We start from the raw sequence: 25,706 nt of genomic DNA on the forward strand, positions 1-25,706 counted from the left end.
GAAATTCTAATTGTTCCACGTGGAACATTAAAAATATTCAACAATGTTTAATGAAGTTTACGATGTAATTGTAGTTGGTGCAGGTCACGCAGGAAGTGAAGCTGCTGCTGCTGCTGCCAATATGGGAAGTAAGACGTTGTTAATTACAATGAACCTTCAAAATATTGCACAGATGTCTTGTAATCCTGCAATGGGTGGAATTGCAAAAGGTCAAATTGTGCGAGAAATTGATGCGCTTGGTGGTTACAGCGGAATTGTATCCGACACCTCTGCAATTCAATTCAAGATGCTTAATAAATCTAAAGGACCTGCAATGTGGAGTCCTAGAGTTCAATCCGACAGAATGCGTTTTGCTGAGGACTGGAGGTTGTTGTTGGAGCAAACACCGAATCTCGATTTCTATCAAGAAATGGTGTCTGGTTTAATTATAGAAAATCACAAAATAGTTGGTGTAAAAACTTCTTTAGGAATAGAAGTAAAAGCCAAAACTGTTGTGCTTACAAATGGTACTTTTTTAAATGGTTTAATTCATATCGGTGACAAAAACTTTGGTGGAGGTAGAGCAGGAGAAAGAGCTGCTACAGGAATCACAGAAGACCTTATTAAACTTGGTTTCGATTCTGGGAGAATGAAAACAGGAACGCCACCAAGAGTAGATGGCAGGTCCTTAGATTATTCTAAAATGATTGAACAACCTGGTGATGAAAATCCAGAGAAGTTTTCATATTTAGATATTACAAAACCTTTGACTGAACAACGTTCTTGTCATATGACTTACACAAGTCCAGAAGTGCACGATTTACTTCGAGAAGGGTTTGATAGGTCGCCAATGTTTAATGGTAGAATTAAAAGTGTTGGACCTCGTTATTGTCCATCAATAGAAGATAAGATTAATCGTTTTGCTGATAAGGACAGACATCAATTATTTGTAGAGCCAGAAGGTTGGAATACAGTTGAAGTTTATGTGAATGGCTTCTCAACATCCTTACCAGAAGATGTTCAGTTTAATGCTTTGCGTTCTGTAGCCGGTTTTGAAAATGTGAAGTTTTTTAGACCTGGTTATGCGATAGAATACGACTATTTTCCACCTACACAATTAAAGCATACTTTGGAAACAAAGTTGGTTGAGGGTTTATATTTTGCTGGTCAGATTAACGGAACAACAGGTTATGAAGAAGCAGCGTCTCAAGGGTTAATTGCAGGTATAAATGCGAGCTTAAAAGTACAAGAGCGCGATCCATTTACCTTAAAAAGAGATGAAGCTTATATCGGTGTTTTAATAGATGATCTAATTACAAAAGGTACAGAAGAGCCTTATCGTATGTTTACATCTCGTGCAGAATATAGAACGCTTTTAAGGCAAGATAATGCAGATTTTAGATTAACACCTAAGGGATACGAACTTGGTTTAGCCTCTGAAAAGCGATTAAAACGAATGGAAGAGAAGCAATCAAAAGCTTCAAATTTCGTTCAGTTTTTTAAGGATACCAGTGTAACGCCAGATGAAATAAATCCGATTTTAGAATCAAAAGATTCTGCTAAAGTGAAGCAGCAAGACAAGATGTTTAAGTTGTATGCGAGACCAAATATCACGATTGAAGATATGCAAAAAGTAGCTTCAGTAGATGCTTATATTTCTGAGAACAATTTAGATTCTGAAATTATAGAGCAAACCGAAATTCAGGTTAAATATGCTGGTTATATTGAAAAGGAAAAGAATAATGCAGATAAGTTAAACCGTCTTGAAAATGTAAAAATTCCATCTAACTTTGATTACTCTAAACTGAAATCTATGAGTATGGAAGCAAGACAAAAGTTAACCGAAATTCAGCCAGTAACCATTTCGCAAGCATCAAGAATTAGTGGAGTATCGCCTAATGATATTTCAGTTTTATTGGTGTATTTGGGTAGATAAAATTCCTGCAAAAGCAGGAGTCTCAAAAATTAAAACATATATGTTCCACGTGGAACGTTCAAGTTAGCATTAGTGAATAAAGAAGCAGTTTGTTGTTTTTGTGGAAAATCAGTACTCGTTAAAGAGGCTATAAGCCTTTCCGTTAAAGATAATATTGACGCAGTAGAAGAGCAAGGTTTTCTTTGTCACAGAAAGTGTTTGAAATCTAAATTAGATAAAAGAATTGCTAATTATCTTTTTATTGATTTATAATTAAATAAAACAGCGTTAAGTGTTTTTTTTGCTTGCTGTCATTCCTGCGAAGGCAGGAATCTAAAACTGATTTAGTGTTAAAAGAAAAACCAACATATCTAACCGTAAAAGACCATTCCATTTCTGGAGAGGAATTTCAATTATTGCATAATGAGACATTGGATCTGTTGGAAACATTTCCACAACCTCAAGGCGAAAAACTTTCAGAATATTACAAAAGCGAAGACTACATTTCTCACACAGACGCCAAGCGAAATCTGTTTGAAAAAGTGTATCATTTAGTCAGAACGATTTCTTTAAAACGAAAATTGAAACTGATTAATTCATTTCAATCTGAAGAAAAAACACTTTTAGATGTTGGATGTGGTACAGGCGATTTTTTAGAAATCGCAAAAAACAATAGTTGGATTGTTGTTGGAGTAGAACCAAACGAACAAGCAAGAGCGATTGCAAATTCTAAAACAAACAATTCGGTTTTCGATATACAACATTTAGAAACTTTAAAAGAGAACAGTTTCGATGTTATTACACTTTGGCATGTTTTAGAACATTTACCAGATTTAGAAATGCACGTTAAGCTTTTTAAGCATTTATTAAAACCAAACGGAACTTTGGTAATTGCAGTTCCAAACTTTAAAAGTTATGATGCGCAATATTATAAAAACTTTTGGGCGGCTTATGATGTGCCGAGACATCTTTGGCATTTTTCAAAAACATCGATTGAAAAATTGTTTCACGAGGAACAATTAAAATTGGTAAAAATCTTACCAATGAAATTTGATGCTTACTATGTGAGTCTACTTTCAGAAAAATACAAATCTGGTTTTATGAATCCCATTAAAGCTTTTTGGATAGGATGGCGTTCAAATCTCAAAGGAAATCGTACAAAGGAGTATTCTTCCCATATTTATGTCCTAAAATCTAAAAATAATTAGAATTAGGTAATCTGTGTCTTGCATCTCTTGTTGAACAAGGTAATTGGGTTGCTAAAATTATAAAAGCGCTTAAAACGCCTTATTTGAGCTTGTTTTTTATAGATTTTTAAAATAATAGATAGATCTAACTATAAGATTTATTTATATATAAAAAATAATGAAAATCACAGGTTAACTTTTTTACATTTGCAAAAAACAATAATAGATTAATATCATGAAAAAAATAGTTGTTGCTTTAGTAACCTTAGCGATTTTTACATCTTGCCAAAAACAAGATAAAATAGCTTTTGTAGATAATGCAAAAGTTGTAAAGGAGTTTAACAAGAAAAAGAATTTTGAAGCTAAGTTTCAAACTAAAATAGATGCTTTCAATAAAAAAGCAGATAGTTTAGATAAAGCAATCCAAATGGAGGCTCAAGCTTTTCAAACTAGAGCCCAAAAAATGAATCAATCTAAAGCCGAGCAAGAATATCAAGCTCTGGTTCAGAAAAAGCAGATGCAAGATTACCAATTAGGTAACGAAGAAAAATTGCTTAAAGCAGAAGGACAGAAAGAAATAGATACTTTAGTTAAACAAGTTAAAGCTTTTGTAAAGGATTACGGAAAAAAGAACGGATACACTTTTATTCTTGGTGCTAATGAAGCAGGAAGCGTAATGTACGGAGCAGAAGATAAAGACATAACTGATGCTGTGATTAAGGCTTTAAATGGAGATAGTAAAGAAGTAGAAGAAAGCAAAGAAAAAGAATAAACTTTCGACTAAAGAATAATAGAATTAGCCAGATGATACAATAAACATCTGGCTTTTTTGTTTTTAAGTTCGTTGATTAACTCAATAAAGTAATGAAAATTAGTGAATTCTTAGAACAGCCGTTTTTCTACTTTAACGATAAAAGGTCTAAATGGATTTACATTGTAAGCGCTGTTGTATTTTCTCATGTTTTTCTGCTTTTCTTTCAACCCTACGGCATCTCAGAAGAGATGTCCAACCCAGCAAATCCTACTTTTCATAAGTTTTTATTCTTCTTTTCTATAGCTATCAGTACGTTTTTAGCTTTAGGTTTATCTCAGTTTGTTTTGAGGCAAGTTTTTGATTATCAAAAAGTTAATAATAAAAAATACTTGTATTGGGTACTTTTTGAAGCCCTATTATTGTTAGTTATCAACTTTGGACTTTCCTTTATCATTCCAGATCTAGGTAATGATTTTGAACAAGAACTTAATATTTGGTTTCAGTTGAAAATGTACCCAAAAGTGCTGATGATTTTATTGTTTCCTTTCCTAGGAAGTGTGGTATATGTCGCAATTATACAAATGCAATCTGAAATACAAGAATTAGATCATCGGCTTAAGAATTTTAAGGAACGTTTCACTACGTTAGACACCACAAAACAAGTCGTTTTCTATGATGAAAATAATCACCCAGATTTAAAACTAAATCTAGAGGATATATTGTACTTAGAATCTAGTAATCAATATGTTTTGGTATATTATGGTAAGTCTGACGATGTTAAAAAACACATCATAAGAAACCGATTAAAACATATTCTTTTACAAACAGAAGATCTGCCTATTGAGCAATGTCATAGATCTTTTGCGGTAAATTTGCTCAAGGTGAATAGCATGAAAAAGATTAGTGGAAAGCTTTTTTTAATTATTGAGACTTCTGATTCTAAAGTGAAAATTCCGGTTTCAAAATCATTTTCAGAAGCAATTAAGAAGGCTTTTGAAGCCTAATAAGTTTTAGCTTTAAGTTTGTTTTTAAGATTTTCACTCCAAAGTTGTAACAATTCGCACCAAATAAGCGTCTCCATAGCGTGTTTCGCTAATATTTGAAATTTATTTGCGTTAACAAAGACATAAAGTAAAAATCGAATTTCATACCATTTCAAACCTTAATTTTATCAATCAAAAAATAGAACAATCACTAATGAAACATTTATGTTTAGTCATTTTCCTATTTACAGGCTTTTTGTGTCAGGCTCAAGAACAGTATAGTATAAGCGGAACCATTAAAGACCTTAATAACGGTGAAACGCTTTTAGGTGCAACCGTTTACTTAAAAGACACCAATTATGGTGCAACGACAAACGAGTACGGTTTTTTCTCTTTAACCGCTCCGGAAGGCACTTATACTTTGGTTGTATCCTTTATAGGTTTTAAGTCCATAACACGAGAAATTTCATTAAACAAAGATCAAAAGCTAGATTTTGAACTAGAAGAGACGGCAACATCTCTAGATGAAATTGTAATTGTAGCAGAAGAGTCTGAAAGGGTTAGTATTAGAAAGCCACAAATGAGCGTAGCGAAACTTAACGCTAATACAATTAAAGAAATGCCAGCGGTTTTAGGTGAGGTTGATGTTGTAAAATCTATTCAGTTACTGCCTGGAGTTACCAACAATGGTGAGGGTTCTGCAGGATTCCATGTAAGAGGTGGAGCAGCCGATCAAAACTTGGTGCTTTTAGATGAAGCTATAATTTATAATACGTCCCATTTCTTCGGATTTTTCTCGGTATTCAATGCAGATGCTATTAAAAACATTAAGTTGTATAAAGGGGATATTCCGGCAAAATATGGGGGCAGAGTATCTTCTGTGCTCGACGTCAGGCAAAAAGATGGCAACAGCAAACAATTTGGATTGACTGGAGGTATAGGTTTAATTTCAAGTAGATTGACCGCAGAATCGCCAATTTTTAATGATAAAGGATCATTTTTAATAGCTGGTAGAGCGTCTTATGCACATTTGTTTATGCCACTTATTGAAGATGTTAAAGACGATAAAATATCTTTCTACGACCTTAACCTGAAGACCAATTACGAAATCAATAAAAATAACCGTTTGTATTTATCGGGTTATTTTGGTCGTGATATTTTCAATTTGTCTAAAGTCATTGAAAATAACTACGGTAATGCGACAGGAAACTTGCGTTGGAACCACGTGTTTAACGACAAGTTATTTTCTAATTTATCTTTCATCTATAGCAAATACGATTATCGAATTTTACTAGATTTTATTGAATTAGATTGGAATGCAGACATCACCAATTTCAATGTAAAATATGATTTAGGCTACTACGTAAACAATGACCTTACGTTAGATTTTGGCATTAGCGGTTTAACTTATAACCTTAATCCTGGTGAAGTAAGACCATCTTCTGAAACCTCTGCAATTAACTATTTAAAGTTAGACGAAAAGCGCGCTTTTGAAGGTGCAGCTTACATAAGTGCAGAGCATCAAATTTCTGAAAAATTGGCTTTCAATTATGGCTTACGTTACAGCACTTTTTCGAGATTGGGTGGACAAAGCATGAAGACTTATGTCAACAACCAACCTGTAATTTACAATAGTGATTTAGGCATTTACGAACGTGGAGAAGCAGAAAGTGAAACGTATTACAACAAGGGTGAAAGCATAAAAACCTTTGGAAATTTTGAACCAAGATTAGGCGTTTCTTATCAGCTTAATGAAGCCTCTTCAATAAAAGCCAGTTATACTAAATCTACACAATATTTACATCTTTTATCTAATACAGCTTCGGTAACACCTCTGGATGTTTGGACACCAAGTGGACAGTATATAAAGCCTCAGATATCTAATCAGTTTGCTTTAGGATATTACAAAAACCTTAAAGACAATGCTTATACTTTAGAGCTGGAAACCTACTACAAAACAGTTGACAATCGCATAGATTATATTGATGGCTCTGATTTAATAGGAAACAATAATATTGAAACCGAAATATTAAGCGGTGAAGCAAGAGCCTACGGTTTAGAAGTTTTATTTCGAAAAAACAAAGGCAATTTTACAGGTTGGTTAGCATATACCTTATCAAAGTCCGAACAACGTGCTTTAGGAGGAAATGCTGGCGGACCAGGAATAAATAATGGCGATTGGTACAATACGCCTTACGATCGCACACACGATATCTCCTTAACAGGATCTTACAAACTCAGTGATAAATGGAGGTTTGGTTCTAATTTTGTGTTCCAAACGGGTCGTCCTGTAACCTATCCTAACGGACAATATACTTACGAAGGCTTGTCTATTGCAACATATTCTAACCGAAACGAGGATCGTTTGCCTTCATATCATAGATTAGATATTTCGGCAACGTACACCCCAAACAAAGACAATGAAAAACGTTGGAAAGGCGAGTGGGTTTTTGGTATTTACAACCTTTATAACAGAAGAAATGCCGCTTCAGTTAGCTTTAACCAAAACAATCAAACAGGATTAAACGAAGCCACTCGAATTTCAATTTTTGGAATCATTCCTTCGGTAACCTATAACTTTAAATTTTAGCATCATGAAAAACTATATAAAAAGCTTACTAGTAATTGCATTAACTGTTTTTGCATCGTGCGAAGATGTCATAGATGTTGATGTAAATAATGCCGAACCACGTTTGGTTATAGAAGCATCTTTAGATTGGGAAAAAGGCACAGCAGGCAACGAGCAAACCATTAACTTAAGCATGTCTACACCTTATTTTAATACAGGTGAAGATACAAGTGTTAGCGGAGCAACGGTTACAGTTACAAATTTAAATTCGGGTGCCATATTCAATTTTGTAGATGAAAATGATGGCAGTTATACTATAGATAATTTTGTGCCTGTTATTGGAGACACTTATCATTTAGAGGTTAGCTATAATGGCGAAAATTATGAAGCAACCGAAACATTAATGTCCGTTTCAGACATCAATAGTATTACACAAAGTATTGAAGGAGGTTTTGATGATGAATTACTAGAGGTGAATGTCTATTTCGACGATCCTGTAGATGAAGAAAACTATTACCTTATTCGTTATTATGAAGATGGAGATTTGTTTCCTTATTTTGAAGATATTTCAGACGAGTTTGTAAACGGTAATGAAATCCACGATTTTTTTGAAAAAGATGATGATGAAGATAATGGTGAAGCTGCGTTTCAACCTGGAGATGTGGTAGATATTGAGCTTTATGGCATTTCTGAACAGTATTACAACTACATGAGACTATTGATAGAACAGTATTACAGTGGTGGTGATCCGTTTTCGTCTAATTCTGCTTTAATTAGAGGAAATTGTATTAATCCTACAAATCCAGAACAATATGCTTTTGGGTATTTTAGGCTAACGCAAGTCAATGTAACGTCCTATACTTTTGAATAAAAATAAAGGCTGTTTGAAAAGTTAATGTTTTGTCAATCTGAACTCGTTTCAGATTCTAAAACAATTTAAAAATCAGTTTTTTGAGATTCTTAAATAAATTCAGAATGACAGATTCTCATGCTATTCATACAGCTTTTTTATGTAGTAAACGAGTAAGTTTTATACTTAAATCGGTTAAGATAATCTTAGAATTCCCATTTCGTTCTATGTGATAAATAGCATCTTGAAGCTCATCACTAATCTCCAAAATATTATTGCCATGCACAAAGGGTGCAAAATTCTCAAGTTTAAAACCTTCGGATTTTGGTTCTAAATACACCAAAGAATCAGCTTTATAATTCATAAGCATGGCTTGTCTAAAATAATTGAGACAAAACGCTAAAAACTTCTTTTGTGTTTCTCTTCCGGTTTTTGCAATTTCTTCACTCCAGGATATCAAATCATGAATAGCACTTTTATTGCCTCTAGCCTTAAAAGCCGAACGTACCCAAAGAATAAACCATTTTTCAAACAGAATGTCTTCACTATCTTGATAAATAAGATCGCAAGCCTTGTTATAATTACCATTAGCTTGATGTGCAATTTTGGTAGCAACAGCGTTTTCAATATGATAATTTCTCACCAAAGCTTCAGTAATTGCTTCTTCTGCTAGTGGAGGAAATGTTAGTATTTGACATCGCGAACGAATGGTATTAATAATTTGCTCTTCGTCTTCTGCAATGAGAATGAAAATGGTTTTTTCTGGTGGCTCCTCAATGAGTTTTAAGAGCTTATTGGCACATGCTGTGTTCATTTTTTCAGCCATCCAAATTAGCATTACTTTGTAACCACCTTCATAAGATTTAAGTGAAAGGGACTTTACAATTTCAAAAGCTTCATCAACACCAATCTGCCCTTGTTTATTGTCCACACCCAACAATTTGTACCAATCAAAAAGATTGCCGTAAGGTTGCTGTTCTAACAATTGTCTCCATTCTTCGAGATAAAAATTAGAAACAGGTTTACTTTTTACCTTATCACTTGTAGTAACAGGAAACGCAAAGTGCAAATCGGGATGCGATACGTTCTTGAATTTTAGATTACAAGATTCATTTCCGCCAGTGTTTTCGCCACCAGTGTTGCTGCATAAAATGTATTGTGCATAAGCTATGGCCATTGGTAAAGTGCCAGAACCTTCTGGTCCAACAAAAAGTTGTGCGTGTGCAATTCTACCTTGATCAACACTTGTTGTAAGGTGATTTTTAATGTGTTCTTGCCCTAAAACTTCAGAAAATAACATAAAGCAAAACTATGTAATTTTTTTATGCTTTCTAATCTTTATATTTGTTATTCAAAACAGAGAAACATATTCCTTATTTAAAACAGATGAAGACACTAAACGATTTTAATTTTGAAAACAAAAAAGCATTAATCCGTGTAGATTTTAATGTGCCTTTAAATGACAATTTTGAAGTTACAGACAACACAAGAATCGTTTCGGCAAAACCAACAATTATAAAGGTTTTAGAAGATGGAGGAAGCTGTATTTTAATGTCGCATTTAGGCAGACCTAAAGGTGTACAAGATGAATTTTCTCTTAAACATATTGTTTCAGAAATTAAAGATGTTTTAGGAGTAGAAGTAAAATTTGCCAGCAACTGTGTAGGAGAAGAGGCTGAAGCAATGGCAAATGACTTACAACCTGGTGAAATTTTATTACTTGAAAACTTGCGTTTTCATGACGAGGAAACAAAAGGAGACAAAGACTTTGCAAAGCAATTATCTAAGCTAGGAGATATCTATGTTAATGATGCTTTTGGTACTGCGCACAGAGCACACGCTTCTACGACAATTGTTGCAGAATTTTTCCCAGATGCTAAATGCTTCGGGAGCTTATTGGCAAAAGAAATAGAAAGCATCAAAAAAGTATTAGAAGATGGTGAAAAGCCTGTTTTAGCTGTACTTGGTGGAGCTAAAGTATCTTCAAAAATCACCGTTATCGAAAATATTTTAGACAAAGTAGATCACCTTATTATTGGTGGCGGAATGACATTTACATTCATTAAAGCTAAAGGAGGATCTGTTGGAGATTCTATCTGCGAAGATGATAAAATGGAATTGGCTTTAGATATATTAAAACAAGCAGAGGCTAAAGGTGTGCAAGTTCATATACCTGTAGATGTTATTGCTGCAGATGCTTTTAGCAACGATGCCAATACACAGCATGTGGATGTTTATCACATTCCTAATGGATGGCAAGGTTTGGATGCTGGACCAAAATCTTTAGAGATTTTTGACGACGTAGTCAACAAGTGTAACACCATTTTATGGAATGGTCCGCTAGGAGTGTTTGAAATGGAAACCTTCTCTAAAGGCACAATAGCGCTTGGAAATTCTATTGCTAACGCTACTAAAAATGGTGCTTTTTCTTTAGTTGGTGGTGGAGATTCTGTAGCTGCCGTAAAAGAGTTTGGTTTTGAAGATAAAGTAAGTTATGTGAGTACAGGTGGTGGAGCTATGCTAGAAAGCTTAGAAGGTAAAACATTACCTGGAATTGCGGCTATTCTAGAATAATCAATTCATAAAAAATAGATACTCAACTATTTAAAATTGAGTATAAGTCATAAAAAGTACTATTTTTAGACCTACTAACGTTAAGAGTGGTAGGTCTTTATTATTATATGCAATACAAATTTAAAATTTTATTCTTAGTCTGTGTTTTTGCTTCGCTTGGTTTTTCGCAAACGAAGACAGACTCTATTTCATCAACTACTAAAGTTGGTGATTCTATCATTGATGGAAAATCAATTGTGAACGGAAAAATAATTCCTGCGGAACAAGATACATTAGATATTAAAAATCTTAAAGACCATCCTGAAGCGGCAGAATTAGATCAAAAATGGTTAGAAGAATTATACAGTAACTCATTGTATGATACAATCTACAAATCCGTATCAGAGTTAACGTATGAGCCTATTGATTATCCAGAACTATCAACAGATACCTTAAAAGCAAGGTTAGCACGTCTCAATGCGAGAACACCTTTTAATGTTGAGTATAACCCGTCTTTAGAAAGTGTAATAAAGCGTTATTTAAAGCACAGAAGAACATCTCTAGAGCGCTTAATGGGCTTAAGTCATTTTTATTTCCCAATGTTCGAGGCTGAATTTGACAATCACAACATTCCTTTAGAAATGAAGTATTTATCTATTGTAGAGTCTGCGTTAAAACCAAAAGCAAGATCTAGAGTAGGAGCTACAGGCTTATGGCAGTTTATGTTCGGAACCGGAAAAGAATATGGTCTCGATGTAAGTAGTTATGTAGATGAGCGCAGCGACCCTATAAGTTCAACTACTGCAGCAGCAAAATATCTGTCTAGGCTCTACAGAATATTTGGAGATTGGGATTTAGCATTAGCAGCATATAACTCTGGTCCTGGAAATGTAAACAAAGCCATAAGACGATCTGGAGGTTACAAAAACTATTGGAATATTAGACCAAATCTTCCACGTGAAACAGCAGGTTATGTACCAGCATTTTTAGCAACTATGTATATTTTTGAGTATGCAGAAGAACACGGTTTTAAACCAGAAAGGCCGCCTTTTCAAATGATTCAAACCGATACAGTACATGTTAAGCAAATGATTACGCTAGATCAGGTATCAGAAACTACAGGTGTTAAAATAGAAGAACTTCAGTTTTTAAATCCATCATACAAGTTAGATATTATTCCAAAGATTGAAGGTAAAACTTATGTACTACGTTTACCTAGGGAAGCAATAGGTGTCTTTACGTCTAACGAAGAAAAAATATATGCATTTGCTAAAGCGGAATTCGATAAACGAGAAAAACCCTTACCGCAATTATTTAACGCAGATACAAAAATAAGATATCGTGTTAAAAGTGGGGATTACCTAGGAAAAATAGCAAGGAGATATGGCGTTAGGGTTAGCCAGATAAAACGTTGGAATGGATTAAGGAACAATAACCTTAGAATAGGACAACGATTAACAATTTATCCGCGAAAACCGGTTGTAGATTCAAAACCAAAAGCGCCAAAAACAACCGTTAATACAAAAGGGAAGAGGACATATGTAGTAAAGTCTGGTGATACACTTTGGAGCATCTCACAAAAATTTTCTGGAGTTTCTATTCAAAATCTTAAAGATTGGAACGATATTAGTGGTAGTAAACTCAAAATAGGAATGACACTTATTGTGTCTGAGTAATAAACCAACAAAAAAATTAATTTATGAGAACGCTATATGCACTTTTATTTTGCTTATTGCTAACAGCTTGTGGAGACAAAAAAGAGGAAGATAACAGGATATTTCTTCCAGAATCTAATGGAAATCTAAATAGTATTTCTGTAGTTGTAGATAATGATTTATGGGAAGGAAGTATTGGAGAAAATATTAGAAAGATTTTTGCAGCACCACTGAATGGTTTACCAGTTGATGAGCCAATGTTTAAGCTTCGACAAATTCCACCTCAAGTCTTTGATGGATTTGCAACACGCAGTAGAATAATTCTTAAAATTGAAAAAGCCAATTTAACTCCCACAACCAAAATAGCTAATAATGCTTTTGCAAAACCGCAAACAGTAGCCGTTGTTGGAGGCAAAACGAATGAAGAAATAATTAGTCAGCTACAAGAAAACAAGGCTAAAATTATTGATGCATTTAACAAAGAAGAAGTTAAAGAAAAGCAAAGAAGAATAAAGCTAGACCTACTTGATGTAAGCGCAATACAGAAAAAAATGGGCTTTAGCGTAAATATTCCATCAGCATACAGAATTGCTAAAGCAGAAGACGACTTTTTCTGGATAAGAAAAAATCTAAGTAATTCAAAAACTATAGAATTAATGTTCTATGAAGTGCCACTAGAAACAATTACAGAAGGAGATAGCACAGTAGTAGACATTATAAAAATGCGAGATCATATTACTAAAACAAAAATTCCGGGAGAAGATGGTATTTATATGGCAGTAGAAGATGCTTACGCACCTGCAATGTTTGAAACTATAATAGATAATAAACCAGCTTACGAGGTAAGAGGTATTTGGGAAATGAAAGGCTTTACTATGGCAGGACCATTTATAACCTACGCTATAGAAGATAAAGTAAACAAACGTTTCCTCATAGCAGATGGCTACGTTTATGCACCATCATTAAGCAAAGCAGAATATGTCTTCGAATTAGAGTCGATGATAAAATCAATAAAGATTAAATAATAAAAAAGCCAACTTGAAAAAGTTGGCTTTTTTTATGTTTTTTAAATAAAACGTCTATTGTTCTTCTTTCTTTTCAGAAGTCTCGTCTTTACTTGCGTCTTTAAACTCTTTTATTCCACTTCCTAAACCTCTCATTAATTCAGGAATTTTCTTTCCGCCAAATAATAATAAGACAGCTAAAGCAATTAATACCCAAGAACCTGGACCTATTGCACCTAAAAATATACTACTAGTAATCATAACTTCAAATTTAGACCGCAAAGTTAGTAATTAAACTTTAAATATAACGTTGTATTCTCAACTTTAATAACTATTGGGAATACCGTTTCACTATTTTATTTAATTTTGTTTTAATGGCAAAAAAGAAGAAAAAAGAAAAGAAGTTTACTAAAAAACTACTTCATAAGTATCGCTTGGTTATACTTAATGAGGACACTTTTGAAGAACGATTTGCAATAAAATTAACACGACTCAATGTATTTGTGTTAACCTCATTATCTGCTATTTTGCTTGTTTTTTTCACCATTCTTCTAATAGCTTTTACTCCATTAAGAGAGTATATTCCTGGTTATTCTTCCGCAAAATTAAAAAAGGAAGCTTCAATGCTAAATTATAAAACGGACTCTTTGGTAAGGGAAATAGAATCAAAACAACGCTACTATGCTTCAATCAAAAAAGTACTTACAGGAGAAGTTTCTACGGTAGAGTTCAATAGAGATTCTGTTATTGAAGCTGCAAAAAACGATCCAGAGGTTTTACAAATAACAACCAATAAACCAGATTCACTATTAAGAGAAAAGGTTGAAAAAGAAGATAAATACAATTTGTTTGAAGATACTTCAGACCAAAATAATATTGTGCTTTTTCCGCCAGTAAATGGGTCCATTTCACAAAATTACAATTTAAAAGATAAGCATTATGCTGTAGATGTCGTTGTAGCAACTAACACGCCTGTAAAAGCTACAGCAGACGGTACAGTAATTTTTGCTGAGTGGACGGTAGAAACAGGTTATGTTGTTATAATAGAGCATAATCAAGAGTTAATATCTGTATATAAGCATAATTCTGCTATAACAAAATCTCAGGGAGATTTGGTAAAAGCAGGCGAGGTTATTGCCATGTCTGGTAATACAGGAGAATTAAGCACAGGACCACACCTTCATTTTGAATTATGGAGTAAAGGTTATCCAGTAAATCCAACTAATTTTATTGATTTTCAGTAATGCCTTCGATTAAAGCAGCACTATCAAAACCATTTGCTAAACTAATAGCAAAGCGCATCAATAAATGGGCTTCTCAACCAGTAGAAACCCAAGATAAGGTGTTTCAAAATCTCATTAAGGAAGCCTCAAATACGGTTTTTGGTAAAGATCATAAGTTTAATACGATTCAGTCTTATGAAGACTTCAAAAATTTAGTTCCGGTAAGAGATTACGAGGCTCTAAGACCCTATGTAGAACGTGTAGTAAAAGGCGAAGAAAACATACTTTGGAAAGGAAAACCTATTTATTTTGCTAAAACCTCAGGAACAACATCTGGCGCAAAATATATTCCTATAACAAAGGAAAGCATGCCTACACATGTAGAAGCTGCAAGAAATGCAATCCTAATGTATATTCACGAAACTGGCAATACAAAATTTGTAGATGGTAAGATGATTTTTCTCCAAGGAAGTCCAATTTTAGAAGAAAAGCATGGTATAAAATTAGGAAGACTTTCAGGTATTGTAGCACATTATGTGCCAAAATATCTTCAAAAAAACAGAATGCCAAGCTTAGAAACCAATTGTATAGAAGATTGGGAAACTAAGGTTAATGCTATTGTAGAAGAGACGGTAAATGAAGATATGAGTATCATATCCGGAATTCCATCTTGGGTACAAATGTACTTTGAAAAATTGATAGAAAAGAAAGGAAAAAAAGTAGGCGAAATTTTTAAAAACTTCAATCTATTCATTTTTGGAGGGGTTAACTATGAACCCTATAGAGCAAAATTTGAAAATTTAATAGGAAGAAAAGTTGACAGTATAGAACTTTATCCTGCAAGTGAAGGCTTCTTTGCATTTCAAGATAAGCAAGATCAAAAGGGTATGTTGTTGCAATTAAACTCAGGTATCTTTTACGAGTTTATAAAAGCAGAAGATTTTTTTGAAGATCATCCAGAACGTATTACAATTAAAGATGTAGAACTTGGAGTTAACTATGTTATGCTTATTTCTACAACAGCTGGTCTTTGGGCATATAATATTGGCGATACAGTAGAGTTTACATCATTAAAACCTTATAGAGTTATTGTAAGTGGAAGAATAAAACATTTTATCTCTGCTTTTGGAGAACACGTTATTGGCAAAGAAGTAGAGCAAGCGCTAAAAGAAGCTACTGCAAATACTGATATTACAGTAAACGAATTTACTGTAGCGCCTCAAATTAACCCTTCTGAAGGATTGCCATATCACGAATGGTTTATTGAGTTTGAAAACGAACCGAAAGATGAATTAAGGTTTATTCAAGATTTAGAAGCTTCTCTTCAAAAACAAAACAGTTATTATTTTGATTTAATAGAAGGGAAAGTTTTAAGACCTTTAGTAATCACAAGAATAAAAAAAGATGGTTTTCAGTCCTATATGAAGTCAATAGGAAAGCTTGGAGGGCAAAATAAAATACCAAGACTATCAAATGACCGAAAAATAGCAGACAGTTTAAATGACCTAAAATTAACTAAATAAAACTATATTTGCACGCCAAATAAAGGTATGAGTACAACAAATAAAAAACACGAAAGAACTAGAGCCCAGGAGAGCTCTAGTGCTATTGAGCGCATGTATATAACAATGCGCCACTTGTTTAATCGTGGATTTTACAAACCAATGGGTGTTTCTGGAGAAACTTTAAGAGAAGCGTTACTTCTTTTAAGACCAGAAATTTATGGTTCAATAGGAGAAGAAAAGGCAGAAATTGACGGACTTCTTTATGTAATTGATCGCCTACCTCAAGGTATAGAAGAGTGTACATTCATTAATTTAACAAGTGATGAAGGTTATGCTAACTCTCACTTTAAGCCTATAATTCCACCTAAAAGAAGACGTAATTGTTACAGAATAGATGATGAGCAAATGAATATAGAGATTACTCGAGGACGCTCTGAAATCTATGATATTTTAACACATCTCACGTTTTTATTTGTAGAGTCGCATAAAATAAGTAAAAGAGTACTTATTGATGAAGAAGGAACAACCGTTAGAGATTGGCAAAAGCTTGAAAATGCTGTTACATCTACAAAAAAATTAACTCAGAAAGAAAGAGAAATAGCAATAACGCATACAGCAAATATTTTAGGTAGAACCTTTAATGAGTTGACAGAGTCTTACTCAAAATTTGCAACCGAAAACCAACCCGAACGCTTATTACACATTGTTTACTGGCTGGGCAAATTGGCTATTGAAGAAGTAGTAAATGGCAACAAACGAACAATAACTTTTAGTCCGGTTTTAAGAGAGCGCTTAGGGCATCACATTCACGGTGAGGTGTGGGCCGATAACATTAAATCTATTTTGCATAAACACGGTTTATTACAAAGGCCAATTCATATCATTAGTGCCAATATGCATAGTGTTATGAATTCTTTATTTGCTAAAGGAACTCTTAAAGGATCAGACGCCAAAAAGAACATTTTTGAGATTTACGAATCCTTAAGTAATCCAAAAAGTTCTTTAATGCGCAATAAAGTAGAGAAATCTGCGTTGCAAAACGGAATGATCTATATTAAAGATAGTTCTGGAACCAACATTGATGTTCAGATTTTTGATACTGATAAAATAGATTTTTCTAAGACAGACTTTAAATACTTAGAAACAAAAGTAGAAGACAAAGCCGTAATTTTTGTCATGGATTATGCCTTTGGGGAACAGGCTTATGAGACTTTAGATGAGTTTTTAAAACCAATTAAAGCAGATGGAGAAAAAATACATTTAGATGTAAAATCTATTTCTATAATGGGTAAAGCTGGGATTTTAGAAGGTGGTAAAGGAGATGTAATGATACCGTCTGCTCATATTTTTGAAGGTACTGCTGATAATTACCCTTTCAAGAATGAGCTAAGTAAAGAAGATCTATTAGACTGTGGTGTAGATGTTTATGAAGGAACTATGATAACAGTATTAGGTACATCGTTACAGAATAAAGAGATTTTAAAATTCTTTAAAAAATCTACTTGGAATGTTATCGGTTTAGAAATGGAAGGGGCACATTATCAAAAAGCGATACAAGCTGCATCAAAAGTACGAGGAAGTATAAACGAAGATGTAAAAGTTAGATACGCTTATTATGCTAGTGATAATCCTTTAGAAACAGGAAGCACCTTAGCATCTGGTGGTTTAGGTACATCAGGAGTAAAACCAACATACGTAATTACAAAAAAAATACTAGAACAAATATTTAATTCATAATAAATGAGTCAAGAAGTACCACAAGGTTCTCAAAACGAGGAAGTAGATTTAGGGCAATTGTTTAACATGATTGGAAAATTATTTGATAAATTTTTCAACTTTGTTGGTTCAATATTTAAAGCTATTTATTCAGTTTTTATATATGCTTTAAAAGCAATAATTACTAATTTTAAAATAATTGCAGTTGTACTTGTATTAGCTGCAGTTTTAGGGTTTGTTTTGCAACGAACACAAAAAGACATATATGAATCACAAATGCTAGTGAAGCCATATTTCGACTCTAAATTTCAATTAGTAACAAATATCAACTATTACAATGCACTAATTGGAGAAAAAGATTATAATCAATTAATGTCTATTTTTGATATAGACCAAGAGTCTGCTAAACAAATCATTGAATTTGATATTCATCCTGGACCAGAAAATGAAAATGACAAGATTAAGCAATACGATAGTTTTGTTAAATCAATTGATAGTGTAAGAGCACAAGATATAAGCTTTGATGAATTTATTGAAAATAGAAGTATTTATTCTGGGGATGTTTTTGAAATAAACGTTAGATCTTTTAAAAAGGATATTTTTAGGTCATTAGAAAAAGGGTTAAATACAACCTTTACAAATACGTATTCTGTAAAGAAAATGCAGAAAAGGGATTCTTTAATCTCAATAGAAAGAAAACGGATTTTAGCATCTATTAAAGAGGTAGATTCTTTAAAGAAAGTTTACTTGAGAGTAATGGAAGAAGAGTCTAAAATAAAAGAAGGGTCTTATACAACTAAAGATGGTTTATCTTTTATACAAGAAAAGACAAAGACTAGAGAATATGATTTATTACAAGAAGAAAATAAATTAAGACAAGAACTGAGTAATTTAGAGGCTAAAAAGGTTGAAGAAGATGTATATTTTGATACACTTTCTAGTTTTCAAGATGTTGGTGCAAAATATACAAGTATTTGGAATTTATATATACTTATTCTTCCAATAATTGCATTTGTATTATTATGTTTAATTTATCTATTTAATAAGTTAATTAAGTACGTTGTTTCGTATGAAGGATAAGAGATTTTTAATAACAGGAGGAGCTGGTTTTATAGGTTCAAACTATATTATTTATCTTTTAGAAAAATTCTCAGACATTAAAATAGTTAACTTGGATAAGCTTACCTATGCAGGTGAGCTTTCTAATTTGAAGCAGATTCAAAACAACTCAAATTATGAGTTTGTAAAAGGTGATATTTGCGATAAGGAACTTGTTAATCAACTTTTTAGTAAATACAATTTTAATGGAGTTATACATTTTGCCGCAGAATCTCATGTAGATAACTCTATTAAAAACCCAGATGATTTTATTAATACAAATGTGTATGGCACATTTAATTTATTAAATACAGCCAAAAATCATTGGATGCATGAACCGTTCTTATTCAAGAAGGGTTGTGAGAATAATAGATTTCATCATATTTCAACTGATGAAGTATACGGTAGTCTAGATAAGGTAGGCTTATTTACAGAAGAGACTTCCTATGCACCTAATAGTCCTTACAGCGCCTCGAAGGCCTCTTCAGATTTTATTGTTCGTAGTTACTATCATACATATGGTATGAATGTCGTTACTACAAACTGCAGCAACAATTATGGACCTAGACAAAACGATGAAAAATTAATCCCTACAATAATAAGAAAAGCGATAAGCGGAGAGGATATCCCAATTTATGGCAAGGGTAATAATATTAGAGACTGGTTATATGTAGAAGATCATTGTAATGGTATAGATTTAGTTTTTTCTAATGGAAAATCAGGAGAAACCTATAATATAGGAGGTAAAAATGAAAGAGATAATCTTTATATTGCTAACAAGATTTGTGAGATACTAGATGAAATAAGACCTAAGGGAAGCAAATATTCTCAGCAAATAACCTTTGTAAAAGATAGGCCAGGTCATGATTTTAGATATGCCATTGATGCATCAAAGATTGAAAATAAAATTGGGTGGAAGGCAAAAGAAAATTTTGAATCAGGTATACTTAAAACAATAAATTGGTATTTAAATAAGTACGAAAACAGATGAAAGGAATTGTTTTAGCAGGTGGTTCAGGTACGCGTTTACACCCTCTTACTTTGGCGGTAAGTAAACAACTAATGCCAATATATGATAAGCCAATGATTTATTACCCTATATCAACACTCATGTGGTCTGGTATTCGGGATATATTGATTATTTCCACAGCACAAGACTTACCTTTATTTAAAAATTTGTTGGGAAACGGTGAAATGTATGGGTGTAATTTTCAATATGCTGTTCAAAAAAAACCAAACGGATTAGCTGAAGCGTTTTTAATTGGTGAGAAATTTATTGGTAATGACAAAGTTGCATTAATACTTGGTGATAATATTTTTTATGGAACAGGTTTGTCAGAGTTACTCCAAAAAAACAATGATCCTAATGGTGGAATAATTTATGCGTATCATGTTCACGATCCAGAACGATATGGTGTGGTTGATTTTAATAAAAATGGTGTAGCAGTTTCAATAGAAGAGAAACCAGAACGCCCAAAATCTAATTATGCTGTACCTGGAATTTATTTTTATGATAATTCAGTTGTTGAGATTGCAAAGCACATAAAGCCAAGCAAAAGAGGAGAACTAGAAATAACAGATATTAATAAAACATTCTTAGAAAGAGGTAATTTAAAGGTAAGTGTATTAGATAAAGGAACAGCATGGTTAGATACAGGGACTTTTAAATCATTAATGCAAGCCTCACAGTTTGTTCAGGTAATTGAAGACAGACAAGGGCTTAAAATTGGGTCAATTGAAGAGACAGCATATAGAATGGGCTATATCGACGATCAAAAATTAAAGCAGATTGCTTTACCATTAACTAAAAGCGGATATGGAAAGTATTTATTAAATATCCTATCAGAATAATATGGTAGCTAAAGAAACAAAATTAAAGGGCTGTTTTATATTAGAGCCAAAAGTTTTTAGGGACCAAAGAGGTTATTTTATAGAAAGTTTTAATAAAGAGACCTTTAAAAGACTTACAGGAATATCTTCCAATTTTGTCCAAGATAATGAATCTAATTCTTCAAAAGGAGTACTAAGGGGCTTACACTTTCAAAGAGGAGAGTATGCACAGGCAAAATTAGTCAGAGTTGTTAGAGGTAGTGTTATGGATGTGGCAGTGGATATTAGACCAAATTCTGAAACATTCGGACAACATGTTTCGGTTCTTTTATCAGGTAAGAATAAAAAACAACTATATATCCCAAAAGGGTTTGCTCACGGTTTTGTGGTTTTAGAAGACAATACAATTTTCAGTTACAAATGTGATAACTATTATAACAAAAGCGCTGAAAGTGGAATAATGTATAACGACCTCGACTTGCAAATAGACTGGAAATTGTCTGCAGAAGATTTAATTCTTTCAGACAAAGATTTAAAATTATCTGGTTTTAAAGATATAGCGTTATGACTAAAGTAGCAGTTTTTGGTGCAAATGGTCAGTTAGGACAAACGCTTCAAAACCAAGCTCATAATCAAATTGAATCTTATGAGTTTTTTAATAAAGAAGAAGCAGACATAACTAACAGGGATCAAATACATAAAATTTTCAGCAATAATAGTTTTAAATACTGCATTAATTGCGCAGCCTACACCAATGTTGATGGTGCCGAACAAAATAAGGATATAGCTTTTAAAATTAATTCAGAAGGTGTAAATAACTTATCTGAAATCTGTAAAAAACACAATGTAATTCTTATTCATATATCAACTGATTATGTTTTTGAAGGAAAAGCGACTTTACCTTACAAAACCACCGATAAACCTAATCCTATAAATCAATATGGTAAATCGAAACTAGATGGTGAATGTCATGTTCAAAAGCAGCTAGAAAAGTATTATATAATAAGAACATCTTGGTTGTATTCTCCTTATGGTAAAAATTTTGTAAAAACAATTCTTTCGAAGGTTAAAGAAGATATTGATTTAAAAATAACAACAGAAGAAGAGGGCACCCCTACAAGTTGTATAGACCTTTCAAATTTTATTATTTCAATTATAGAAAAAGGTGATGTGCCATATGGTATATATAATTTCTCTGCAAAAGGAAGCACTAATTGGTATTTATTTGCTGTAGAGGTTGCCCGTAATGTCTTCCCTAACAATGTTTCAAAAATTTCACCAACAAGTAGCTATAAAACTTTAGCTAATAGACCAAAGTATAGTGTTTTAAATCTAGAAAAGACAGAATTAATATATCAGAATTTAAAGGATTGGAAAGAGAGCCTTAAGACAGTCATTCAAGAAATAAAAAAAGATGCAGTTCTATAATTATCTATGGTAATTTGAATAAAATTTTACCTTTGCAAACCCAAATAGAATAAAGATAAGACATTTAATATGAATAAAGTAGCATTAATTACAGGAGTAACAGGACAGGATGGAGCTTATTTAAGTGAGTTTCTTCTTAAAAAAGGATATATAGTTCACGGAATAAAAAGAAGGTCTTCCTTATTTAATACCGATAGAATAGATCATTTATATCAAGACCCTCACGTAGATAATCAAAATTTCTATCTGCATTACGGTGACCTTACAGATAGTACTAATTTAATTAGAATTATTCAAGATGTAAGACCAGATGAAATATACAACCTCGCGGCAATGAGCCATGTTCATGTGTCTTTTGAAACACCAGAATATACTGCTAATGCAGATGGTATAGGGACGCTTAGAATATTAGAGGCGGTTAGAATGTTGGGTCTAGAAAAAACAACTAGAATCTATCAGGCATCAACTTCTGAGTTATATGGTAAGGTACAAGAAGTACCCCAAACAGAAACAACGCCTTTTTATCCAAGAAGCCCTTATGCTGTAGCAAAAATGTATGCGTATTGGATTACAGTCAACTATAGAGAAGCCTATGGTATGTATGCTTGTAATGGTATTTTATTTAATCACGAATCACCAATTAGAGGAGAAACTTTTGTTACAAGGAAAATTACAAGAGCAACATCTAGGATAGTGCTTGGCATGCAAGACAAAGTGTATTTAGGAAACTTAAATGCACAAAGAGATTGGGGACATGCCAAAGATTATATTCGCATGATGTGGATGATTCTTCAGGCTGACCAACCAGAAGATTGGGTAATTGCTACAGGTAAAACAACTACAGTTCGCGACTTTATAAAAATGTGTTTTAACCATGTAGGTGTTGAGTTAGAATTCAAAGGGGAAGGTGCAGAAGAAAAGGGATATGTAAAATCATGTTCTGAGGAACAATATCAATTACCAATTGGGCAAGAAGTAGTTGCAGTAGATGAAAGATATTACAGACCAACAGAAGTTGACTTGTTAATTGGTGACGCAACCAAAGCCAAAGAAAAATTGGGATGGATACCAAAATATGATTTAAAAGATTTAGTTGAAGACATGATGACAAGTGATTTAAAACTAATGAAGAAAGATCAATTCCTTAAAGATGGTGGTTATAGAATTAACAATTACTTTGAATAAAAAAGAATGAATAAAGATTCTAAAATATTTATAGCTGGTCACCGTGGTCTTGTTGGTAGTGCAATTTTAAATAGCCTCAAAGAAAAAGGTTATAACAATATAATTACACGCACACACAAGGAATTAGATCTCACCAATCAAAATAATACCAAGGTTTTTTTTGAAACAGAAAAACCAGAATATGTTTTTTTGGCGGCAGCAAAAGTAGGAGGAATAGTTGCTAATAATGTGTATAGGGCAGATTTCATTCATCAGAATTTGATGATACAGAATAATGTTATTCATTATAGTTACGCCAATAGTGTAAAGAAACTTCTTTTTTTGGGTAGTACGTGCATTTATCCAAAGAGCTGCCCACAACCCATGAAAGAGGAGTATTTGCTAACAGATACTTTAGAATACACAAATGAACCTTATGCTATAGCTAAAATAGCTGGTATAAAAATGTGCGAGAGCTATAACCTACAATATGGTACTAACTTCATATCTGTTATGCCGACAAATCTGTATGGGCCCAATGATAATTTTGATTTAGAAAAATCTCATGTACTTCCAGCATTAATAAGAAAAATACATCTGGCGAAACTATTATCAGAAAATAGGTATGATGAAGTAGTTTCGGATTTACAAGTTTCTAATATTGAAGAAGCTAAAAAATATCTTTCAAAATTTGGAGTGGATAAAGACTCAGTTGAAATTTGGGGATCAGGTAAACCAATGAGAGAGTTTTTATGGTCAGAAGACATGGCTGATGCTTGTGTGTTTATAATGGAGAATAGAGATTTTGAGGATACATATTCAAAAAATCAAAAGGAAATTAGAAACACACATATAAATATCGGTACAGGAGAAGATATTTCAATTAAGAATTTAGCTCAAATAATAAAAGAGGTTATCGGTTTCAATGGTAATTTTGTTTTCAACGAAAACAAACCCGACGGAACCTTAAAGAAGTTAACAGATGTGTCTAAACTTCGAGGCTTAGGTTGGAAGCATAAAATAGAATTAGAAGAAGGTATAAAAAAAATATACGATTGGTATGTTAAATAAAAATTTAGAATTAGCATTAAAAGCATCACTCGAAGCGGGAAAAGTTATCATGGACGTATATGATACAGCTTTTGATGTAGAAATAAAAGATGACAAATCACCTTTGACAGAGGCAGATAAAAAAGCTAACGATGTTATTAATTCGTATTTGATTCCTACAGAAATTCCAATAATTTCAGAAGAGAATAAGCAAACGGATTACGATATTAGAAAAACTTGGGAAACCTGTTGGGTTGTAGATCCAGTAGATGGTACTAAAGAGTTTATAAAGCGTAACGGAGAATTTACTGTAAACATAGCGTTAGTAACCAACGGAAAACCAGTTTTAGGAGTTATTTATGTACCTGCAGTAAAAACGATATACTTTGCTAATGTAGATAACAATGAAGCGTTTAAGGCAGATTTAGAGTCTCATGATGTTACTGTTGAAACTATATTAAAACAATCTAAACCATTAAAACCAAAGAATAACATTTCAGACAGAGTAGAGGTTGTTGGCAGTCGTTCGCACATGAACCAAGATACGCTAGATTATGTAGAAAGCTTGAAAGCAGCTGGCAAAGAAGTTGAAATAGTGTCAAAAGGAAGCTCTTTAAAGTTTTGTTTGGTAGCCGAAGGAAATGCGGATGTATATCCACGCTATGCGCCAACAATGGAATGGGACACAGCTGCAGGACAAGCCATTTGTAACGCAGTTGGATTACAGGTTATTTCAAAAGAAACAAACAAACCACTAGCATATAACAAAGAAAACCTATTAAACAGTTATTTTTTAGTTAGTAAGTGATATGGCAACAGACGTTTCATATAAGCGGCATATTGCAAAGACAATTACCTGGAGGTTAGTTGGCACTTTAGACACAATACTTTTGTCTTGGCTTATCACAGGAGATCCATTAGCTGGATTGAAAATAGGTTTGGCAGAGGTCACAACCAAGACCGTGTTATATTACTTACACGAGCGCGTATGGTATAAAATAAATCTATCGAAAGATGGTGTATTATTAGAAAGTAGAAAAAGACACATAGCAAAAACCTTTACATGGCGTTTTATAGGAACAATAGATACTATGACCTTAGCCTGGATTATTTCCGGTAATCCACTTGCAGCATTACAAATAGGTTTTGCTGAGGTAATCACTAAGATGGTTTTATATTATTTACATGAAAGAGCTTGGTATAAAATTAACTTTGGCTTGTCTAAAAGAAATTAAAATTATTT

24 protein-coding genes are annotated in these 25,706 nt (G+C 33.0%); 22 read left to right on the plus strand and 2 right to left on the minus strand.

Annotated elements, in window-relative coordinates; all coding sequences use genetic code 11:
- Positions 1 to 43 precede the first annotated feature (43 nt).
- From mnmG to V1468_RS04330, 7 genes are all read left to right on the plus strand, one after another.
- Entirely contained in the window at positions 44 to 1,915 is a 1,872-nt protein-coding gene (gene mnmG / locus V1468_RS04300) for a tRNA uridine-5-carboxymethylaminomethyl(34) synthesis enzyme MnmG (RefSeq protein ID WP_331809008.1), read from the plus strand.
- A 72-nt stretch (positions 1,916 to 1,987) separates the two neighbouring features.
- Positions 1,988 to 2,167 (plus strand): hypothetical protein, encoded by a 180-nt coding sequence (locus tag V1468_RS04305; protein ID WP_331809009.1) that lies wholly within the window; start codon positions 1,988 to 1,990, stop codon positions 2,165 to 2,167.
- Between the two features lie 74 nt (positions 2,168 to 2,241).
- Positions 2,242 to 3,102: a class I SAM-dependent methyltransferase gene (locus V1468_RS04310; RefSeq protein WP_331809010.1), complete on the plus strand. Its 861-nt coding sequence runs from the start codon at positions 2,242 to 2,244 to the stop codon at positions 3,100 to 3,102.
- 214 nt (positions 3,103 to 3,316) lie between these two features.
- Positions 3,317 to 3,853: an OmpH family outer membrane protein gene (locus V1468_RS04315; protein ID WP_331809011.1), complete on the plus strand. Its 537-nt coding sequence runs from the start codon at positions 3,317 to 3,319 to the stop codon at positions 3,851 to 3,853.
- Positions 3,854 to 3,945: 92 nt separating this feature from the next.
- Complete coding sequence (locus tag V1468_RS04320; protein ID WP_331809012.1) at positions 3,946 to 4,839, plus strand: LytTR family DNA-binding domain-containing protein; 894 nt, start codon at positions 3,946 to 3,948, stop codon at positions 4,837 to 4,839.
- A gap of 193 nt (positions 4,840 to 5,032) precedes the next feature.
- The gene (locus V1468_RS04325) at positions 5,033 to 7,408 is read left to right on the plus strand and encodes a TonB-dependent receptor (protein WP_331809013.1); all 2,376 of its coding nucleotides are present in this window, start codon (positions 5,033 to 5,035) and stop codon (positions 7,406 to 7,408) included.
- A gap of 4 nt (positions 7,409 to 7,412) precedes the next feature.
- Positions 7,413 to 8,258, plus strand: coding sequence for a DUF4249 domain-containing protein (locus tag V1468_RS04330; RefSeq protein ID WP_331809014.1), 846 nt, complete (start codon positions 7,413 to 7,415; stop codon positions 8,256 to 8,258).
- Between the two features lie 124 nt (positions 8,259 to 8,382).
- Here V1468_RS04330 and V1468_RS04335 read toward each other — a convergent pair whose 3' ends face one another.
- Positions 8,383 to 9,537: a DNA polymerase III subunit gene (locus tag V1468_RS04335; RefSeq protein WP_331809015.1), complete on the minus strand. Its 1,155-nt coding sequence runs from the start codon at positions 9,535 to 9,537 to the stop codon at positions 8,383 to 8,385.
- An 86-nt stretch (positions 9,538 to 9,623) separates the two neighbouring features.
- On the opposite strand from V1468_RS04335, the gene V1468_RS04340 reads away from it, so the two are divergent.
- The 3 genes from V1468_RS04340 to V1468_RS04350 all read left to right on the plus strand — a co-directional run bounded on the left by V1468_RS04340 (position 9,624) and on the right by V1468_RS04350 (position 13,470).
- Positions 9,624 to 10,811, plus strand: a complete 1,188-nt coding sequence (locus tag V1468_RS04340) for a phosphoglycerate kinase (protein ID WP_331809016.1) — start codon at positions 9,624 to 9,626, stop codon at positions 10,809 to 10,811.
- A gap of 107 nt (positions 10,812 to 10,918) precedes the next feature.
- Positions 10,919 to 12,466: a LysM peptidoglycan-binding domain-containing protein gene (locus V1468_RS04345; RefSeq protein ID WP_331809017.1), complete on the plus strand. Its 1,548-nt coding sequence runs from the start codon at positions 10,919 to 10,921 to the stop codon at positions 12,464 to 12,466.
- A gap of 23 nt (positions 12,467 to 12,489) precedes the next feature.
- Entirely contained in the window at positions 12,490 to 13,470 is a 981-nt protein-coding gene (locus V1468_RS04350) for a DUF4837 family protein (protein WP_331809018.1), read from the plus strand.
- Between the two features lie 54 nt (positions 13,471 to 13,524).
- Here the strand turns inward: V1468_RS04350 and tatA are convergent, their stop codons facing one another.
- A complete protein-coding gene (gene tatA, locus V1468_RS04355; RefSeq protein WP_331809019.1) occupies positions 13,525 to 13,710 on the minus strand; it encodes a twin-arginine translocase TatA/TatE family subunit in 186 nt (61 codons plus the stop codon).
- 113 nt (positions 13,711 to 13,823) lie between these two features.
- Here tatA and V1468_RS04360 point away from each other — a divergent pair, with 113 nt between their 5' ends.
- From V1468_RS04360 to V1468_RS04415, 12 genes are all read left to right on the plus strand, one after another.
- On the plus strand, positions 13,824 to 14,693 hold the full coding sequence (locus V1468_RS04360) for a M23 family metallopeptidase (RefSeq protein WP_331809020.1): 870 nt from the start codon (positions 13,824 to 13,826) through the stop codon (positions 14,691 to 14,693).
- Positions 14,693 to 16,195, plus strand: coding sequence for a GH3 auxin-responsive promoter family protein (locus tag V1468_RS04365; protein ID WP_331809021.1), 1,503 nt, complete (start codon positions 14,693 to 14,695; stop codon positions 16,193 to 16,195). The genes V1468_RS04360 and V1468_RS04365 overlap by 1 nt, the downstream gene beginning before the upstream one ends.
- Positions 16,196 to 16,222: 27 nt before the next feature.
- Entirely contained in the window at positions 16,223 to 17,914 is a 1,692-nt protein-coding gene (locus V1468_RS04370; RefSeq protein WP_331809022.1) for a DUF6909 family protein, read from the plus strand.
- A 3-nt stretch (positions 17,915 to 17,917) separates the two neighbouring features.
- Positions 17,918 to 18,973 (plus strand): hypothetical protein, encoded by a 1,056-nt coding sequence (locus tag V1468_RS04375; protein WP_331809023.1) that lies wholly within the window; start codon positions 17,918 to 17,920, stop codon positions 18,971 to 18,973.
- A complete protein-coding gene (rfbB, locus tag V1468_RS04380) occupies positions 18,963 to 19,982 on the plus strand; it encodes a dTDP-glucose 4,6-dehydratase (RefSeq protein ID WP_331809024.1) in 1,020 nt (339 codons plus the stop codon). The genes V1468_RS04375 and rfbB overlap by 11 nt, the downstream gene beginning before the upstream one ends.
- Entirely contained in the window at positions 19,979 to 20,842 is an 864-nt protein-coding gene (rfbA, locus tag V1468_RS04385; protein WP_331809025.1) for a glucose-1-phosphate thymidylyltransferase RfbA, read from the plus strand. Before rfbB ends, rfbA begins: the two co-directional genes overlap by 4 nt.
- Position 20,843: 1 nt before the next feature.
- The gene (rfbC, locus tag V1468_RS04390) at positions 20,844 to 21,389 is read left to right on the plus strand and encodes a dTDP-4-dehydrorhamnose 3,5-epimerase (RefSeq protein WP_331809026.1); all 546 of its coding nucleotides are present in this window, start codon (positions 20,844 to 20,846) and stop codon (positions 21,387 to 21,389) included.
- Positions 21,386 to 22,249 (plus strand): dTDP-4-dehydrorhamnose reductase, encoded by an 864-nt coding sequence (gene rfbD, locus V1468_RS04395; RefSeq protein ID WP_331809027.1) that lies wholly within the window; start codon positions 21,386 to 21,388, stop codon positions 22,247 to 22,249. The genes rfbC and rfbD overlap by 4 nt, the downstream gene beginning before the upstream one ends.
- A 69-nt stretch (positions 22,250 to 22,318) precedes the next feature.
- Entirely contained in the window at positions 22,319 to 23,434 is a 1,116-nt protein-coding gene (gmd, locus tag V1468_RS04400) for a GDP-mannose 4,6-dehydratase (RefSeq protein ID WP_331809028.1), read from the plus strand.
- A 6-nt stretch (positions 23,435 to 23,440) separates the two neighbouring features.
- Entirely contained in the window at positions 23,441 to 24,484 is a 1,044-nt protein-coding gene (locus V1468_RS04405; RefSeq protein ID WP_331809029.1) for a GDP-L-fucose synthase family protein, read from the plus strand.
- On the plus strand, positions 24,474 to 25,271 hold the full coding sequence (gene cysQ / locus V1468_RS04410) for a 3'(2'),5'-bisphosphate nucleotidase CysQ (protein ID WP_331809030.1): 798 nt from the start codon (positions 24,474 to 24,476) through the stop codon (positions 25,269 to 25,271). The genes V1468_RS04405 and cysQ overlap by 11 nt, the downstream gene beginning before the upstream one ends.
- A 1-nt stretch (position 25,272) precedes the next feature.
- Positions 25,273 to 25,698, plus strand: a complete 426-nt coding sequence (locus V1468_RS04415) for a DUF2061 domain-containing protein (protein ID WP_331809031.1) — start codon at positions 25,273 to 25,275, stop codon at positions 25,696 to 25,698.
- Positions 25,699 to 25,706: the final 8 nt, after the last annotated feature.

Origin of the sequence: Winogradskyella poriferorum (assembly GCF_036553625.1) — a bacterium.
Lineage (GTDB): Bacteria > Bacteroidota > Bacteroidia > Flavobacteriales > Flavobacteriaceae > Winogradskyella > Winogradskyella poriferorum.

What these genes read in the sequence shown, in the direction of transcription:
- V1468_RS04360 (WP_331809020.1), top strand. Translation starts at nt 13,824, where the DNA reads ATGGCAAAAAAGAAGAAAAAAGAAAAGAAGTTTACTAAAAAACTACTT.
- V1468_RS04320 (WP_331809012.1), top strand. Translation starts at nt 3,946, where the DNA reads ATGAAAATTAGTGAATTCTTAGAACAGCCGTTTTTCTACTTTAACGAT.
- V1468_RS04345 (WP_331809017.1), top strand. Translation starts at nt 10,919, where the DNA reads ATGCAATACAAATTTAAAATTTTATTCTTAGTCTGTGTTTTTGCTTCG.
- V1468_RS04330 (WP_331809014.1), top strand. Translation starts at nt 7,413, where the DNA reads ATGAAAAACTATATAAAAAGCTTACTAGTAATTGCATTAACTGTTTTT.
- rfbC (WP_331809026.1), top strand. Translation starts at nt 20,844, where the DNA reads ATGGTAGCTAAAGAAACAAAATTAAAGGGCTGTTTTATATTAGAGCCA.
- V1468_RS04370 (WP_331809022.1), top strand. Translation starts at nt 16,223, where the DNA reads ATGAGTACAACAAATAAAAAACACGAAAGAACTAGAGCCCAGGAGAGC.
- V1468_RS04375 (WP_331809023.1), top strand. Translation starts at nt 17,918, where the DNA reads ATGAGTCAAGAAGTACCACAAGGTTCTCAAAACGAGGAAGTAGATTTA.
- V1468_RS04415 (WP_331809031.1), top strand. Translation starts at nt 25,273, where the DNA reads ATGGCAACAGACGTTTCATATAAGCGGCATATTGCAAAGACAATTACC.
- cysQ (WP_331809030.1), top strand. Translation starts at nt 24,474, where the DNA reads ATGTTAAATAAAAATTTAGAATTAGCATTAAAAGCATCACTCGAAGCG.
- rfbD (WP_331809027.1), top strand. Translation starts at nt 21,386, where the DNA reads ATGACTAAAGTAGCAGTTTTTGGTGCAAATGGTCAGTTAGGACAAACG.
- V1468_RS04405 (WP_331809029.1), top strand. Translation starts at nt 23,441, where the DNA reads ATGAATAAAGATTCTAAAATATTTATAGCTGGTCACCGTGGTCTTGTT.
- V1468_RS04325 (WP_331809013.1), top strand. Translation starts at nt 5,033, where the DNA reads ATGAAACATTTATGTTTAGTCATTTTCCTATTTACAGGCTTTTTGTGT.
- V1468_RS04365 (WP_331809021.1), top strand. Translation starts at nt 14,693, where the DNA reads ATGCCTTCGATTAAAGCAGCACTATCAAAACCATTTGCTAAACTAATA.
- mnmG (WP_331809008.1), top strand. Translation starts at nt 44, where the DNA reads ATGTTTAATGAAGTTTACGATGTAATTGTAGTTGGTGCAGGTCACGCA.
- rfbB (WP_331809024.1), top strand. Translation starts at nt 18,963, where the DNA reads ATGAAGGATAAGAGATTTTTAATAACAGGAGGAGCTGGTTTTATAGGT.
- V1468_RS04315 (WP_331809011.1), top strand. Translation starts at nt 3,317, where the DNA reads ATGAAAAAAATAGTTGTTGCTTTAGTAACCTTAGCGATTTTTACATCT.
- rfbA (WP_331809025.1), top strand. Translation starts at nt 19,979, where the DNA reads ATGAAAGGAATTGTTTTAGCAGGTGGTTCAGGTACGCGTTTACACCCT.
- V1468_RS04340 (WP_331809016.1), top strand. Translation starts at nt 9,624, where the DNA reads ATGAAGACACTAAACGATTTTAATTTTGAAAACAAAAAAGCATTAATC.
- V1468_RS04335 (WP_331809015.1), bottom strand. Translation starts at nt 9,537, where the DNA reads ATGTTATTTTCTGAAGTTTTAGGGCAAGAACACATTAAAAATCACCTT.
- gmd (WP_331809028.1), top strand. Translation starts at nt 22,319, where the DNA reads ATGAATAAAGTAGCATTAATTACAGGAGTAACAGGACAGGATGGAGCT.
- tatA (WP_331809019.1), bottom strand. Translation starts at nt 13,710, where the DNA reads ATGATTACTAGTAGTATATTTTTAGGTGCAATAGGTCCAGGTTCTTGG.
- V1468_RS04350 (WP_331809018.1), top strand. Translation starts at nt 12,490, where the DNA reads ATGAGAACGCTATATGCACTTTTATTTTGCTTATTGCTAACAGCTTGT.